Annotated in this window: 15 protein-coding genes and 1 pseudogene; 6 read left to right on the top strand and 10 right to left on the bottom strand. The window is 68.4% G+C overall.

Annotation, left to right across the window (positions count from 1 at the left end; genetic code table 11):
• Nucleotides 1-136 precede the first annotated feature (136 nt).
• The 5 genes from KIN34_RS14385 to KIN34_RS14365 form a co-directional block, all read right to left on the bottom strand.
• Complete coding sequence (locus KIN34_RS14385; RefSeq protein WP_214352449.1) at nt 137-730, bottom strand: DUF4760 domain-containing protein; 594 nt, start codon at nt 728-730, stop codon at nt 137-139.
• Nucleotides 731-858: 128 nt separating this feature from the next.
• Nucleotides 859-1764 (bottom strand): hypothetical protein, encoded by a 906-nt coding sequence (locus KIN34_RS14380; protein ID WP_214352447.1) that lies wholly within the window; start codon nt 1762-1764, stop codon nt 859-861.
• A 177-nt stretch (nt 1765-1941) separates the two neighbouring features.
• Nucleotides 1942-2334 carry a hypothetical protein gene (locus tag KIN34_RS14375; protein WP_214352445.1) on the bottom strand — a complete coding sequence of 131 codons (393 nt, stop codon included), beginning with the start codon at nt 2332-2334 and terminating at the stop codon, nt 1942-1944.
• A gap of 45 nt (nt 2335-2379) precedes the next feature.
• Nucleotides 2380-2667, bottom strand: a complete 288-nt coding sequence (locus KIN34_RS14370) for a hypothetical protein (protein WP_214352444.1) — start codon at nt 2665-2667, stop codon at nt 2380-2382.
• A 137-nt stretch (nt 2668-2804) separates the two neighbouring features.
• A complete protein-coding gene (locus tag KIN34_RS14365) occupies nt 2805-3902 on the bottom strand; it encodes a hypothetical protein (protein WP_214352442.1) in 1098 nt (365 codons plus the stop codon).
• A 291-nt stretch (nt 3903-4193) separates the two neighbouring features.
• On the opposite strand from KIN34_RS14365, the gene KIN34_RS14360 reads away from it, so the two are divergent.
• The 3 genes from KIN34_RS14360 to KIN34_RS14350 all read left to right on the top strand — a co-directional run bounded on the left by KIN34_RS14360 (nt 4194) and on the right by KIN34_RS14350 (nt 5677).
• Nucleotides 4194-4811, top strand: a complete 618-nt coding sequence (locus tag KIN34_RS14360) for a recombinase family protein (RefSeq protein ID WP_214352440.1) — start codon at nt 4194-4196, stop codon at nt 4809-4811.
• 228 nt (nt 4812-5039) lie between these two features.
• Entirely contained in the window at nt 5040-5375 is a 336-nt protein-coding gene (locus KIN34_RS14355) for a hypothetical protein (protein ID WP_214352438.1), read from the top strand.
• On the top strand, nt 5372-5677 hold the full coding sequence (locus KIN34_RS14350; protein WP_214352436.1) for a hypothetical protein: 306 nt from the start codon (nt 5372-5374) through the stop codon (nt 5675-5677). The genes KIN34_RS14355 and KIN34_RS14350 overlap by 4 nt, the downstream gene beginning before the upstream one ends.
• A 19-nt stretch (nt 5678-5696) precedes the next feature.
• Here KIN34_RS14350 and KIN34_RS14345 read toward each other — a convergent pair whose 3' ends face one another.
• The 3 genes and pseudogenes from KIN34_RS14345 to KIN34_RS14335 all read right to left on the bottom strand — a co-directional run.
• Nucleotides 5697-8735: an N-6 DNA methylase gene (locus KIN34_RS14345; protein WP_214352434.1), complete on the bottom strand. Its 3039-nt coding sequence runs from the start codon at nt 8733-8735 to the stop codon at nt 5697-5699.
• 54 nt (nt 8736-8789) lie between these two features.
• Entirely contained in the window at nt 8790-9500 is a 711-nt protein-coding gene (locus KIN34_RS14340) for a type II secretion system F family protein (RefSeq protein WP_214352432.1), read from the bottom strand.
• 1 nt (nt 9501) lies between these two features.
• Nucleotides 9502-10122 (bottom strand): annotated as a pseudogene (locus KIN34_RS14335) (ATPase, T2SS/T4P/T4SS family); the annotation flags it as partial.
• 258 nt (nt 10123-10380) lie between these two features.
• On the opposite strand from KIN34_RS14335, the gene KIN34_RS14330 reads away from it, so the two are divergent.
• Together KIN34_RS14330 and KIN34_RS14325 are read left to right on the top strand one after the other, a co-directional pair.
• Nucleotides 10381-10578: a hypothetical protein gene (locus KIN34_RS14330; protein ID WP_214352430.1), complete on the top strand. Its 198-nt coding sequence runs from the start codon at nt 10381-10383 to the stop codon at nt 10576-10578.
• A 32-nt stretch (nt 10579-10610) separates the two neighbouring features.
• On the top strand, nt 10611-10751 hold the full coding sequence (locus KIN34_RS14325) for a hypothetical protein (protein WP_214352428.1): 141 nt from the start codon (nt 10611-10613) through the stop codon (nt 10749-10751).
• A gap of 50 nt (nt 10752-10801) precedes the next feature.
• On the opposite strand, the gene KIN34_RS14320 is transcribed toward KIN34_RS14325, so the two are convergent.
• Complete coding sequence (locus tag KIN34_RS14320; protein WP_214352426.1) at nt 10802-11068, bottom strand: DUF3892 domain-containing protein; 267 nt, start codon at nt 11066-11068, stop codon at nt 10802-10804.
• Between the two features lie 434 nt (nt 11069-11502).
• Here KIN34_RS14320 and KIN34_RS14315 point away from each other — a divergent pair, with 434 nt between their 5' ends.
• On the top strand, nt 11503-12555 hold the full coding sequence (locus KIN34_RS14315) for a hypothetical protein (protein WP_214352424.1): 1053 nt from the start codon (nt 11503-11505) through the stop codon (nt 12553-12555).
• Between the two features lie 405 nt (nt 12556-12960).
• Here KIN34_RS14315 and KIN34_RS14310 read toward each other — a convergent pair whose 3' ends face one another.
• A complete protein-coding gene (locus tag KIN34_RS14310; protein WP_214352422.1) occupies nt 12961-13707 on the bottom strand; it encodes a hypothetical protein in 747 nt (248 codons plus the stop codon).

Genomic DNA, 13707 nt, shown 5'->3' with positions numbered 1-13707 from the left:
GCCCCCGCCCCGCCACGGCCGCTCCTCCAGCTTCGGCACGCTCGCGCGCCGGACGGGTCGAGGCGAAATGCCCGAGGAGGGGGCGGCTCGGGCAGTTCCGGCCTCTTCGCCCTGTATGCGCCACAGCGAGCGCGTGTTACCAAGTCCCTGGGGGAAGTCGCTTGAGCCCTTTGGCGCCGTCGCCTCGTTCCAGGGACAGCCTGCGCATCCCCCTGAAACGACCTCTAGCGACCAGGCGGGCATGGAGTTTCGTCGGACCGATGTTGCTGATTTCTGCGGCCAGATGTTCGAAGTAGGCGTAGTAAACATCGTCGCCGTTTCGGCGCTCACGGTCCGCATAAATGTACGGGCCCGTAGCGCGCCAGGCATTCTCGATGGAACCGCCCATGAGGCTGGACACCAGAGTCAAGCTCACGCTGCCGTTCGCCACGAGGGCGCCAATGTAGTTGAAGAAGCTCATCACTTGTACCGCCCGCGCCCGCTCAGCGTCCCGCAGTTGCGGACGGCCTTCGCTGTCGACCGTCGCGCCATTGGCCAGGTCGTGCTCGACGGCGTACAGGTTCGCCTTGAACTCAGTCGACCGGAACTCGCCTAGCAGGTGCGTCATGACTGGAAATAACTGATCGCGTCGCGCCTGCACGATTTGTTGTCGGGCGAACAGGCTCGAGATCAAGATCGCCGCGAGCGACAGGGCTGCCGAGACGGCTGCGACGATGTCGGACTGGTCCATGACGCCACCGTAGCCAACCGGGCTCACGCATCGCCGGATCCTGCCCGGCCGACTCCTGCCGTACCGACACCCACGGACGCTCGTCATACTCGGCCCCTCTTCTCCCGCTGTCCACAGCTCGCGCCGTGTCACGGCCAGCGACCCCGCGCGTCCTCATCGATCGCGGCCGAGAGTTGACCCGTGCGCTCCAGCGCAGCCACACCCTCGCCGTCGGTCCCGAGGACGTCCGCGACCTGCTCCCCAGCGAGCAGTTCATCCGGCCCGTTCCACTCGCGGTAGAGCGCCAGCCGCTTCACCGCCGGCGCCAGCGCCACCGTCGGCTCCGCCACCTCCGCCGCCTTCGCGACCGTCGCCTGCGGCTTGTCGGCCTTCTCGGCACGCTTCGCATCCGCGATGGCACGGGCCGCCGACGTGCGCTTCGGGGCCGGCGCAAGGGCGACCGTCCCGGCGAGCACCCCGTCGGCGTCCGCACCAGTGACCTGCGCCGATGTCAGGCCCAGGTCCGCATAGTGCTGACCGTCAGCGTTCCGCCCGTCCGGGCCCCACTGCGTACCGGTCGCTACGTGAAACCCCAACGCGTCCCTTCGCGTGGCCCTGTGGAAACCCGCCCGGTCGTAGCCACCTTCGTCGAAGCGGGTCCCCGTGATCTTGTGCCGCCCGGTCTTCGGGTGCCACTGGTCGGTCCGTACCGGTCCGGCCGGCACGTCGTCAGGCTGGTCAGCGAGCACCTGCGGGCCATGCAGCGCGAGGTGCTCGGCCCGGGTGGCTGCGCGCTCCTGCCAGATGCCGGTTAGCTCTTCCTGTGCTGCCAGTGCGCGCGATAGTGCGCCGTCGCGAGCTTCCACGAGCGCGGCCACGGTCGCGTCGTCCGCACCGAGACGCTGCGCATCGGCGAGTTCCTGGTGCGCAAGGCGCGCGTCCTGCCGGGCGACCTGCCAACGCGCATGCTGCATCGCGACCGTGCGCGCGTCTCCCAGTGCGTCCGGGAGCGGTTGGCCCGGATGAGCGGCGCGGAACGCGTTCTGCGCCCTCACAGGGTCAATGTGTGCATCGCACGCGCAACGCGGGCCGGGCTTTACAACATACATTTCTTCCTCCACCACCTCGGGTCGAAACGCGCCAAATCGCACATTTCGTTACCCGGATGGAAGGTGGTGGCATAGACAGGAAAGTGCAAGCTCGTGCGGGCTCGGGCGGCAGCGAAGATCGCCTCAGTTGGTCTCTGAGCGCCGCAGGAAACTCGGCACATAATCGGGATGCGCAGCGGCAACACGCGCGACACCCGCCTGCTGCATGGCGCGCGACCGGTGGCGTCCGTTGACCCAGTCGTCTGCTGCGACACAAATGGGGTCGACGTAGAGGCTCGTGAACGCGATGTCATCGTTGCCCGAGAGTCCGCGAGATTGCCCGAACGCGCACCAGGCGTCGAGATGATCGTCATCCATGCCCAGGCCGGATTCAACCGCCGCGACGGACGCTTCGGCGACGGCGTGCCAGTTCACGTCGCCGAACGCCCACGTGCCCATGTGCAGTTCCGCGATCTCGCCGTCCTCCCACGCCGGCATACCAGCAGTGGCTAGACAGACCAGGTACGGCGCGGACACTCACGCACCCCTCACTCGTGGCGCTCGGTGAGTCGCGACACGCGCTCAGTCCTCGTCGTCCAGGCTGTCGTCCGCGCCGCCGCACGTGCACTCGTCAAACACGGGCGTCCAGTCGACCTCGCGCGCTCGAGCGATGGCGACGGTCGGGCAGGCAGCGTCGTGCTCGCCCTTATCCCACACGCCCATGCCCCACGGCTCGCCGTCGCCCGACACGCACGCCGGTTCGACCTTCTCCGACCACGGCATCCACGCCATCGGCATCTCGTCGCGCAGTTGCAGGGTGCCGCACCCGTGGCACCAGCCGACCGCGAGGCGCTGTGCTGTCTCCGTCATGGATGTCAGGCTCCCACCGCACGAGACGTGCCTTCCGGACCGACACGAGAAAGTCCAGGCGCGCGCGTGCACAGACAGGGGTGCCGGTCTCTGCGCACAAGCCGCGTGGGGCCCGCAGATGGCGAGCCTGTTCGGTGTCAGGTCCGGTCGGGCAGTTTCGCAACCAGAGCGTTCGCGAGGTCGAGCAGGCCTGACGACGGGTCGGGCTCGGAACCGCCGTCTGACTCGCCTGGAAGCACGAAGATCGCTTCCGCTGCCGCGATCCGCAGCTTGTCCTGTTCCTCGGCGTCGAGATTCGCGATGAACGGCTCAAGCGCTGTGAGTACGAGCTGGACCTGTTTCGCTCGACGTTCCTGACGACGATGCTGCGAAGACTCGCGAGCGGCGTATAGCCCGACTCCGGCGACCGCCGCCGTGACCCCCAAACGCGCGAGCGCCGACTCCCACATCGAGGCCTCGCCCGTGAACCATGGGAAGGAACTCGCGATGAACCAGACTCCGGCCGCCAGGAACACCGCGGCCGCGACCCTGCGCCACTGGTTGGCTGCCGTCCGCTGCTCCTCGGCGTAGCCGCCGAAGTTCGTGGCGGTGGAGTTCACGCCGACCGCTTCAAGGACCTTCCGGGACTTCGCCTCGTACTCCGCCATGCGGTCCTGATGCTCGACGGCATAGGCCCGGGCGGACGCGATAGCCGCGTCCCAGGCGTCGGCTCGCTGCTTGATCGCGCCCTCATGCTCTTCGGTCCACTCGCGAACGGCTTCGTCGCCGTCGGTCGTGAACTTCGCTATTGCCTCGGTGATGCGCTGCCGTTCGGCGGCGACAGCGCTCTCCACTTCCGCTTGCTTCGTCGCGAGCATGGTGATCGAGGCGTCCAGCTCGACTGTTCGTCGCTCGACTCCGTCAGCGGCTTCGAGTACGCGCGTCTTGAAACTCTCAACGGCGGAGTTGATGCCGCCCAGGTAGCGGGCGAGTTTGAGCGGAGGCCACTGACCGAGACGCGTGATGACTTGGTCGGCGACCGGTACGACTTGCTGCCAGGTGTATTGGCCGGACACCACGAGGTCGAGATTCGTGGCGAAGTTGCTCACGGCGCTCTGGGCCTCGTCGAGCATCGACGGGCTGACCTCTCGACCGTCTGTGTCCTCCCGGCGTCGCTCGAGAAGTTCGAGGACCATGCCCGCGTAGTCGAGTGCGTCCCGTTCTGCTTGGGCGTCGGGTAGCACGGTCTCGTTCATCGTGGCCCGAGCCCGCTCCACTGTTCTCCAGAGCTCGTGGTTCCTGAACCGTGCGTCCCACAGTTGCATCGCCGCCTCCTGGCCGGAACCTATCGCGGCAGGGACCGCGATAGACGGACGCCGGGTCCGAACCCGCGCAGCGCGCGCCGTGTCTCGAAACCTTGGTACTGATAGACCGCCGCGACAGGTCGACCATGTCCGGTTCGCCCACCCAACCGGCCTATCAGAATCTCTCTCGAATCGCCCTTCTCGGTAGCTGATCACAGCGACGACTTGAGAGAAGGTCGACGCATGGACATCGGATACGCCCGCGTCTCGACGACGCACCAGGACCTCACCAGGCAGATCGACGCACTGGTGAAGTTCGGCATCCCCGAGGAACGCATCTACGTCGACAAGCGCACCGGCGCGAACACCGACCGCGAGGGCTGGAAGGCGGCGCTGGCGTACGCACGCCCCGGGGATCGGGTGGTCTCCTACACCCTCGACCGCATGGGTCGGTCGGTGCTGTCTGTCCTCGAGGCAGTTCGGGACCTGAAGGAGCGCGGCGTCGGCATCAAGACGCTCGCAGACCCGGTGCCCGTGGACACGTCCGAGGACGGTGGACCGATGGCGGAACTCGCGCTGATTCTGCTGAGTCTCTTCGGGCAATGGGAGTTGACGTACGGGCGTGAGAGGGCCGCACACGCAAGGCGGGTCGCGGCAGAGACGGGCAAGCAGGTGGGTAGGCCGCGCCGTCTCACTGACGAACAGATTCGCTACGCGACTCATTTGCGCGATGTCGAAGGTCGGAGTGTCTCAACCATCGCGCGAGACCTCGGCGTCGGCGTCGCGACCCTGTACCGCGGGCTGCCTCCGCGTCCCGTCCTCGCTCCGACGGCGAGCGGGACCGAACCGGAGCAGCGCTGACGGCCTCCGCTCCAACCCCCGACTCGTCTCGCGAGGAGCGCGCCCGGACCGCTGCTGGCGCCCTGGCGAGTGCAGCCTTGGCGGTTCACGAGCCCGACCCATGGCTGGCCGAACTCGCCGTCCGGTACGTGCGCGGCGAGCTGAGCGTCGCCGACCTGAGGGCGGCCGTCCAAGCGCTCTACGCGTGTCCCCCTGACCTGACCAGCACCGATAGCCCCGGAGGCGCCTTTGACCGATGGCCTGACCCTGCCCCGCTCCTGCCCGTACGCCCTCACGGGCGTCGCGGCGCACCCGACGCACGACGGCGGCCTGGCGCTCGACGCGACGCTCACACACGACGGCGTCCCCTTCGCGACCGTCTCGAACGACGGCCGGGGCGGCGCCGATCTTCTCCGCCCACTCGCACCCGGCGACCAGCGGCGCATCGACACGTACCGGGCCTACGCGGACGAGGTGCTCGGACCGCAGGGGGTCGTGTACGAGCCGGAGGACGAACTCACCTCGCTGCTGCTCGAAGCGTGGGCTGCCGGGCAGCAGGAGCCCGTTGACGGGGACGGGCGATGACCGTGAACGCGTCATTCACGGAGAGGATCGTCGAACACCTGTGCACCGCCGGGCTCGTCGCGCTCGTCGACCGTCAGGTCGGACCCGGCGCCATCTGCATCGAGCTCATCCCCGACCAGGTGCTCGGCTTCATCGACCTGGGCGACCTCACGTGCGCGGTCACCATCGACCGAGCCGGCACGCAACGCCTCATCGCAAACGGGCCGCTCGTTGAGAACGAGGCGTGCGACGACCCAGGGTGCGTGTCCGGGGCCGTCGTGGAGTGGGTCGTCCAGCAGCGAGCCGCCGCGTACGCCAGGTGAGCGGAGTCGGCTCTAGTGGTCACGTCAACCCGAGAAGGCCGCGCACAGCGACCTCAATCTCGCTGGCCACTCCGTCGAACTCGAGTGCAGTTCGGACCGCACCTCGCGCGGAAACGAAACTGGTGCCCGCCGCCACAGGCACTGCAGCCGCCACCTCCTCAGCCCGCGCACCTAGCGCGGCAAGTGCCGTGTGGTCCGGGTTGCTCGCGTTATATCGGGGCACGGGCAGTTCCCACGGGTAGAGGTCGAAGTGTCGCGCTCCGAGGTTCCCGCGCGGCTGCAGCGGCTCCACGAGCGTCTGCATTGCCTGGGAGTTCGTGACGGCCGCGAGGTAGCGACCCTCATCATGACTGCCAATGGCACCCCAATACAGCGTGTGGTCGACGATGGCGTCAGCGTCGGCGAGCACAGCGCCCGTCAGCCGCGAACCTGACTTCGAGTAAACGAACCGCAGCGCCGCGCCGGGAAGTTGCGCCGTCAGCTTGCTTGAGTAGTTGGCCCACTCCTGCTGCGTCTGCGTTGTTGACGCTCGACGGTTCCCGGTCCAGATCGCTTCCCCTGCCGTCCACCAAGCCTGTAGACGCGGGTAGGCAGCGAGGCGTGTCTCAGAGTCGCCGATGAGCGCGTGAGTCAATGGCTCGATCGGCAGCACGACACGCCACGGCTCAACGAGTCGATACGGCAGAAGCGTCGAGCCCAGATGCATCTCGCGGACGAACACCCGCTCGACCGGGGCGGGTCCCCGACTCGGGAGATCCTTCCAAGGCTGCTTCTCCTGTGCCGTCCGGGCGGACACGACGTTCACCACCCCGGCTGGCAACCCGAGCGATCCCGTCGGCGCAGTCTCAGTCACGACATGGAGCAGCCGCGGCACGATGGTGGCGCCCTGGGTGAACTTGTCGTCGTGGTACGGCGACCAGGCGGAGCGCGGTGGACGCTGGAACGGCGCGACCGGCTCTCGTGTCACCAGTTGCGTCGCGTCGAACGTGCCCTCCGGAACCTCTCCGGACCACTTTTCGGTGGCCCCCTTGAGGGGTGTCGCTGTCGCCGTGCCGAGCCCGGCGTACGTTCCCGTAACGACAGCCGAAGGCACGGGGAAGATGTGCGGTCGAACGCTGTCCAGGTCCCACACGTCTCCGAACTGGGCAGCTCCGGCGACATCCCACTCTCCGGAGCGGAAACCTTCTGACGCCTTGCTGATGAGAGTTCCGTAAGGCATGACCATGCCGAACCGGCCGCCAGCCTTCAGGTACAACTCGCACGACCGCACCAGGAAGAACGGCGCGAGGTCTTGCTGTGTCGCGACACGTCCGCCAACCCAGAGGTTCCGTGCCTGCGACCTCGTACGGAACGCGGCGCGCATCTGGACGTCCATGAACCTCTGAGAGAGCCACGGCGGGTTGCCGACGATGCGGTCTACGCGCCCGTCGTCGCTGAGCCACAGCGGCCGTGCGAGGTTGCGTACGTAGTAGCCCCAGATGTGGTTGCGGTGGTTGTCGTGCAAGTCGCACAGCGCGGAGAACGTTGCGTCGATCGCGGCGCGGTCTGCGGTGCTGAGGGCGAGGTCACGCACGACGTTCCCGAGCTTCGGGATCGGCTTGGAGCCCCGGTCTCGGTTGGTCGCCAATGCGGTCAGGTCGGTCACGAGTTTGTCGAAGCGTGCCGGGTCGCCCATGGCCGCGCGGGGGAAGTACAGCTCGCTGGCCAGCAGCGCGAAGTTGCCTGAGTCGGTATAGACGGTGAGCCCATCTTGCGAGAGCGTGTCGAGGATCTGCCACTGGACGCTGTCTCCGAGGAACACCGGGATGTGGAGGTCCCCTCGGTCGGCGTTGAGCCGTTCGGAACCGAGTGCCAGCAGGTAGGTGACCCGTGCGAGCGTCACCGCGACGGGGTGAATGTCCATTCCGAGAACGTGCGCCGTGACGTGCTCGAGCACATCGCGGTTCGGCACACCGTCCGCTTCGAGCTCCTCAGCGACGCGGCGAACGGTGTGGAACAGGAACGTCCCGGAGCCGCATGCCGGGTCGAGCACCCGCTGGGCCTTCGGCTCGTCTACGACCTCGGAAACGACCGCGGACGCAAGCCAGTCGGGCGTGTAGTACTCGCCAAGTGAGTGGCGCTGTTCCGGGCTGATGACGGACTCGTAGAGGTGCTTGAGGATGTCGTGCTTCGCGGTTGACCAGTCGATCTGCGCGACCCGACGGGCGATGGCGCGGACGACGCGGCCACCCTCTGGCAGTTCAACTGGCCAGTCGAAGAAGTCGTTCTCGACGACGCCGTGGACGCCTGCCTGGCTGAACTGCCCCCCGGCGACAATCGTTGCCGGGTCGAGCGACGCGACGTCGACCCGGAGCAGCGCGTGAGCGATGAGCTCTGCCGTGATTACGAGGTAGGTGTGCTCGATGAACTGCTCAACGTCCGACTGGAAATGCTCACCGAACGCAGTGTGCAGCAGCTTGCTCCACAGTTCTCGCTTGAGTGCGACCTCGGGCTCGCTGCCGTGCTTGGCCCACAACGCCCTCAGCGCGGCCCGGTCGAGCTCGAAGCCGGGCGAACGCGCACCGAACCTCGCCTTGATCTCTCGCGGTGTGGCCGTGATGCCCTGAGTCGTTGCCAGTACCGAACTCAGCCAGTCGACGAGCGCCGGCCCACTCTCGGCGGACCGCAACTCGAACGTCGAGACTCGTTCGACCGTTCCGGCGGGCGTGAGCGTGTACAGGTGCCAGTCGGCTCCGTCAGTGAGGATGCCGACGTACCGCTGCTGGAAGTGGTCCGTGCGGCGCTGCACATACTCCGCGAGTTGAGGAACGGCAGCGTCGACCGCCCCCGCTCGTCGCAGATCCTTCTTCGTCTCGATGACGGTGAAGCCGACTTCTACGTCGATGCGCTTCTGGTCGCCCGCTTGAGCTTCGAGGTGAACGTCGACCTGCGAGTCCTCAAGGTCGAGCTCGCCGTGCAGGAGTAGCCCGCGGACGTCGGATTGGATGTCTGCTTCGGTGCGGGTCGTCCCGCCCCGTTGCTGGAGCCGTTCGAAGAGCGGTGTGAGGTCGCTAGGCACGCACGCTAGCGTGCCAGCGACCAGGGCAGAAGCGGGAAGGACCCGCCGACGGGTTCAGGTGAACTCGGCGCACACCCGCTGGCGGGCCACGTGCCCTCGAGTCATTGACCTGCGCTGACACCTCTCCGTGTTTGCGTTGTGCACGTCGTCCCGCAGGAAGCCGGAGAGCGTGCGGAGCAGGCGGCCCAGGTCGGTCCCGCCGACGTCGCGCGTGATCCGCAGCGCCTCGACCATGCGGTCCGCGACCGGGTCCGCGAGCCGACCCTTGAGCCGGCCGAGGCTCTCGGAGAACCGGCCGGTCGCCCGGTAGTCCTCACCGAACGCCCGGAACGGCGCGCGCAGCTCGACGGGCCCGCGCTCGCCGACCTGCGCGAGCGCCTCCGGCAATGCGAGCCCGGCCCGGATCCCGGAGGCCAGGTGGTCCACGACCTCGGGCCACAGCTGCCGCAGGCGCGCCTGCCTCCGCCGCGCCCGGCCCCGCACCACCGCGACGGGCGCCGCCGCGGCGAAGACCGCGAAGAACAGGGCGATGGTCGGGATCCGCGTCACCGCGACGCCGACGACGAGCACGACGAGCGCGAGCGCGACGCTCGCGGCGAGCAGCCCGCCCGGCGTCACGCCGACGACCCCGGCCTGCAGCAGCTCGTCCTGCAGCCGCGCGGTCCAGCGCGCGGCCCGGCTCGTCGGCGACGGCTCGCGCGGCCAGAACGCCCACCAGACGCACCCGACGCCCGCGCCCAGCAGGAGCCCGACCACCACGTCCACGTCAGCTCCTCGCCCGCAGCAGCGAAGGGAGGTCGACGCCGATCCGCGCGAACCGGTCCGGGTGCGGCGGGTAGCCGTCGCCGCGCTGCAGCCGCTCGTCGTGCCAGTGGTAGAGGTCGGCGGTCTCGACCACGCCGTTCTCGGTGCGCCCCGGCACGGCGACCACCTCCCGCACCCGCCGGCGACCGCGCGCGTCCAGCCCCAGGTGCACCACGAGGTCGACGCACGACGCCACGGTCGGCACCACGAACCGGTCGGACACGTTCTCGCCTGCCAGCAGCGGCAGGGTGCAGAGCTTGGTGACGGCCTCCCGTGCCGAGTTGGCGTGGATGGTGCACATCGCGGGGATCCCGGCGTTGAGCGCGATCAGCAGGTCCAGCGCCTCGGCCTCGCGCACCTCGCCGACGAGCAGCCGGTCGGGGCGCATCCGCAGCGCCTCCTTCACCAGCCGCCGCAGCGGGATCTCCCCCGCGCCCTCGAGGTTCGGCTGCCGGCACTGCATGGCCACCCAGTCCCGCGCCGCGAGCCGCAGCTCGAAGACCTCCTCGCACGAGATCGTGCGCTCCCGCACGGGCACGGCGCCGGCCAGCGCGTTGAGCATCGTGGTCTTGCCCGCCTGCGTACGAGGCGGTAGTCAACAAGGTGTTTATTGCGTCTCGCATAGCGACTTCACCCGCAGCCACGGAGTGAGATTCAACGGCTCGCCCCACGTCTGTCCCCGTTCGGCCCGGTCCGCCCTTAGCACACCGCGTCGGCGCGAATCCGAATTCTCCCGATTAGTTAGCAGGGTGGGTAACGGCCGGGGTCAGGGCTTGCGGTTCGGCCATGGTTGTCGTCAGCGGCACCCGGCAAGCGGGGCCCGACACGAAGGAGAACGACGATGGGCAAGAGCGAGTTCGACCAGGCAGCCGAGGTGTTCCTGAAGCGGGTGAGCGGACTGCAGCCGACCAACGACGAGGTGTTGCGACTGCTGTTCGGGCTCCTGGAGTACGAGCGGGCGTCCGAGTTCATCAACGACCTGAACGACCGCCTCGACACCGCCTTCTGGGAGGCCCGCAGCGGTACGGGGGCGAAGTGATGGAGAGCCTGACGGTTCGTGACCTACTGGAGGTGCTCGCTGACTGTGACCCGCACGACTCCGTCTACGTCTGCGTCGACATCGAGCCGATCACGATGCACGAGATCCGCGAGATCAGCACCGAGAACGGCGTGCAACTCGTGGTCTACGAGCCGTACGACACCCTGGCGTGACGTACAGCACGAGGGCCCCGGCGCATCGCATCGCCGGGGCCCTCGACCAGTCAGAACAGCGGGAGGCTGTCCAGGTTGTTCTTCGTCGTCGTGTCGGCCGTCGTCGCGAGGTACGGGCGGTACACGCCCTGCTTCACGATGATCTCGGCCCGCTGCGGCAGCAGGACGTAGTAGCCCTCCTGCTTCCGCTGGATGCGGGCGATGGCCTCGGACGTCGAGAGCCGCCACCCGTTGTCGCCGGGCCCGCCCTTCCGGCCGATCGCCGTGATGTCGCCGTTGTGGTCCTTGCTGACGTGCGTCACCTGGAAGGTGTTCATCGTGTGCCTCCTGGGCTGCACACGGCTCCGCCATCCCCGCCCGCGACACGCCCAGGAATGGCGCGCGCGGGCGGCTCAGGCGTAGGGTCGGTCGAGTTCCCGCGAAGAACACTCGACGGCCCCGGTGGAACCGCTGACCTCGGTTGGTGGATCCAAGCCGGGGCCTTCGTGCGTCTCCGACTGTAACCCTCCCCACCGACACGTCAACGCGCCGCGTACGCGTCTGACCTGCGCTTCCACAACTCGTTTCCACAGGGGTATTGCATTTCTGTCTGACTAGGTGTACGCGTCAGGCCGGGCCGCTGACCTGCGGCGGGACGTGACGCGAACCACAACGGTGTAAGTACCCGCACCTGCATGAACAGCCTGGTCAACAGGCCGCGCACAGGGTTATCCACAGGCTCGTGTTCGCTCACAGCGCAATCTGCAGACTCATGAACACCGAACCACCGGCCGATTACGTACGCCTCGAACGCGCCACGCGCACCGACGCCCTGGGGGATGCTGTGGGGACTCTTGATGACCTGCTCGCTGCGATGCCGCACATCGGCTCGCTGGACGACGACGAGTTCCCGGTCTACATCTCGCCCGGGTGGGCCGCGCTCGATGATGCTCAGCCCGACGCGCTCCGCCTCTACGCCCGGGTGAGGTTTGGCTACATGGCGTTCAACAGCGAGCCCGTCGAACAGATCGCGGACGACGTCCTCGGGCAGGCGCGCGTCGAACTTCAACTCGTGGCGGACCAGGTGCTGCCAACCATCGCGAGCCTCACGCGCACGAGCCCGGCCTACTCGCAGGAAGCCTTCAACATCTACCAGGGGCTCGAACGCGCGTGGAAATGGTGGAAGTCGGGGGCCCGGCCGCACATCCGCGGTGACCTGATCGACGCGGCTGCTCGGGTTGCCGAGATCGAGGAACTGGCGCGGCGCGCCGCCGAGAATGAGGCCGCGGTCGACGCAGTCTCTGGGCGACTCCGTGAGTTCGCGGCCTCAGTCGGCACGGGTGAACTCGCCAAGGAGTACGCAGACCAGGCGAAGAGCCATCGGGTAAACGCGGCCCGGTGGGCCTGGGCAGTCGCTGTGTTCGGCGCGGCGGTCGTCGTGGCGGGACTCGTCCTATTCGCGGGCGAGACGTCGCCGGCAGGCGATGCTGGTTCCGTGTGGCTCGACTTTGCGCACGACGCGCTGGCCAAGGTGCTGCTCGTCGGCGGGCTGAGTTACGGGATTGCGTTCTCCGCGAAGGCCTACCGTACGAACACGCACCTGGCAGCGGTCTACAACCAGAAGGCGACGGCGCTCCGGACGTTCCCCCTATTCGCCGCTGCTGTGGAGGGCGACGACGCCCGCTCGCTCGTGCTGGCGGAGTTGGTCCGGTCGGTGTTCTCGTCAGCCGATACCGGCGTGCTCGATGGGGGCGGTTCGGATCGCACAATCATCGAGAACAGCCTGCCTCTCCTCACTCAACTCGGGCCGAAGTCCGGCGGGTAGGCGGTCCCCCATCCTGTCGGTGCCTGGTGCGACGCTCTCCCTGATCCGCGCCCGGACGGGTGCGCGACGCGATCTGGGCGGAGGGCTTCGATGACGGTTGTTCTGGGGTGGATGACGCGGGTCGTGATGGCAATCGGTGCTGTGCTAGCGCTGCACCTGATGCTGCGCTAGTAGCCGGTGCGTGCCGCGCGGGCCGGTCGCCCGCAGGAGGACGGTCGGGCCCAGCCCGCGCGGCGGTCTAGGTGCTGCGGTGGCGGGTGCGGGAGCGGTGCACCTGGTCGGCGCGGAGTAGCGCGCTCTGCCGCTCCCACGCGGTGTCGGAGGCGTGGAACGGGCACGCCCGCCCGCACGGCCCGCGCCACGGGCAGCCCTTGCGCGGGCAGCGGAGCAGCGCGGACCGGGCGGTCATGCCAGCCCCATCGCCTTCAGCCGGGCGAACCCGTCCCGGATGTGCTGCGGGGCGTCGGTCGGGCCGTCGTCCCCGGACCTGAGTCCGCTCCTGCTCGCGCGCGGCCCGGCTGCCCAGCCCTGCGCGTCACGGGCCTGCGGCACCGGCTGCCCGTCCGCGTCGGTGAGCGTGCGCGGTCGACGCGGCGGAAGCGTGCCCAGCACGTCCTCGACGTCCTCGACGGCCTGCGGCTCGGCCACGGTGGCCCCGGCCTCGATGACGAGCGGCGGCGGGGTGAACCCGGCGTCGAGCATCTCCTGCCGCTCCCACGCCAACTGCTCGGGCGTCTTGGGCTCCGGCGTCGGGTTGATGAGGATGGCCGGGTCGGACAGCAGGTCGCGGAAGAACGTCTCCACGTTGTCCGACTGCCCGATGCCCACCAGCACCTTGGACGTCGCGCCGAGTCCGCCCCGGTCCAGCAGGTCGTGCAGGATCTTGACCTTCTCGCGCGTCTCCACCTTGGGGTCGTCCAGCATCTCCATGAGGCGCTTGACCGCCGCGTCCACGGACATGCCGATGCGCGTCGCGGCCTTCTGCACTACCGCCGGGATCGCCCCACCGTGCTGCTCGCACACGTTCGTGCCCTTGACCGACTCACGGCGACAGCGGTCGCCGCTCTTGTAGTGCGCGGTGCACCGGTGGATATGCGCCGGAGCGGTGGTCCACCAGTCCTCGGTGTGGGTGACCTTGCGCGTGTAGGTCAC

The organism is Cellulomonas fulva, assembly GCF_018531375.1.
Classification (GTDB): Bacteria; Actinomycetota; Actinomycetes; order Actinomycetales; family Cellulomonadaceae; genus Cellulomonas; species Cellulomonas fulva.
Note: the sequence above shows the minus strand (reverse complement) of the source record. Positions and strands in the feature narration are given on the sequence as shown.

What these genes read in the sequence shown, in the direction of transcription:
- KIN34_RS14330 (WP_214352430.1), top strand. Translation starts at nt 10,381, where the DNA reads ATGGGCAAGAGCGAGTTCGACCAGGCAGCCGAGGTGTTCCTGAAGCGG.
- KIN34_RS14360 (WP_214352440.1), top strand. Translation starts at nt 4,194, where the DNA reads ATGGACATCGGATACGCCCGCGTCTCGACGACGCACCAGGACCTCACC.
- KIN34_RS14365 (WP_214352442.1), bottom strand. Translation starts at nt 3,902, where the DNA reads ATGAACGAGACCGTGCTACCCGACGCCCAAGCAGAACGGGACGCACTC.
- KIN34_RS14320 (WP_214352426.1), bottom strand. Translation starts at nt 11,068, where the DNA reads ATGAACACCTTCCAGGTGACGCACGTCAGCAAGGACCACAACGGCGAC.
- KIN34_RS14385 (WP_214352449.1), bottom strand. Translation starts at nt 730, where the DNA reads ATGGACCAGTCCGACATCGTCGCAGCCGTCTCGGCAGCCCTGTCGCTC.
- KIN34_RS14315 (WP_214352424.1), top strand. Translation starts at nt 11,503, where the DNA reads ATGAACACCGAACCACCGGCCGATTACGTACGCCTCGAACGCGCCACG.
- KIN34_RS14350 (WP_214352436.1), top strand. Translation starts at nt 5,372, where the DNA reads ATGACCGTGAACGCGTCATTCACGGAGAGGATCGTCGAACACCTGTGC.
- KIN34_RS14370 (WP_214352444.1), bottom strand. Translation starts at nt 2,667, where the DNA reads ATGACGGAGACAGCACAGCGCCTCGCGGTCGGCTGGTGCCACGGGTGC.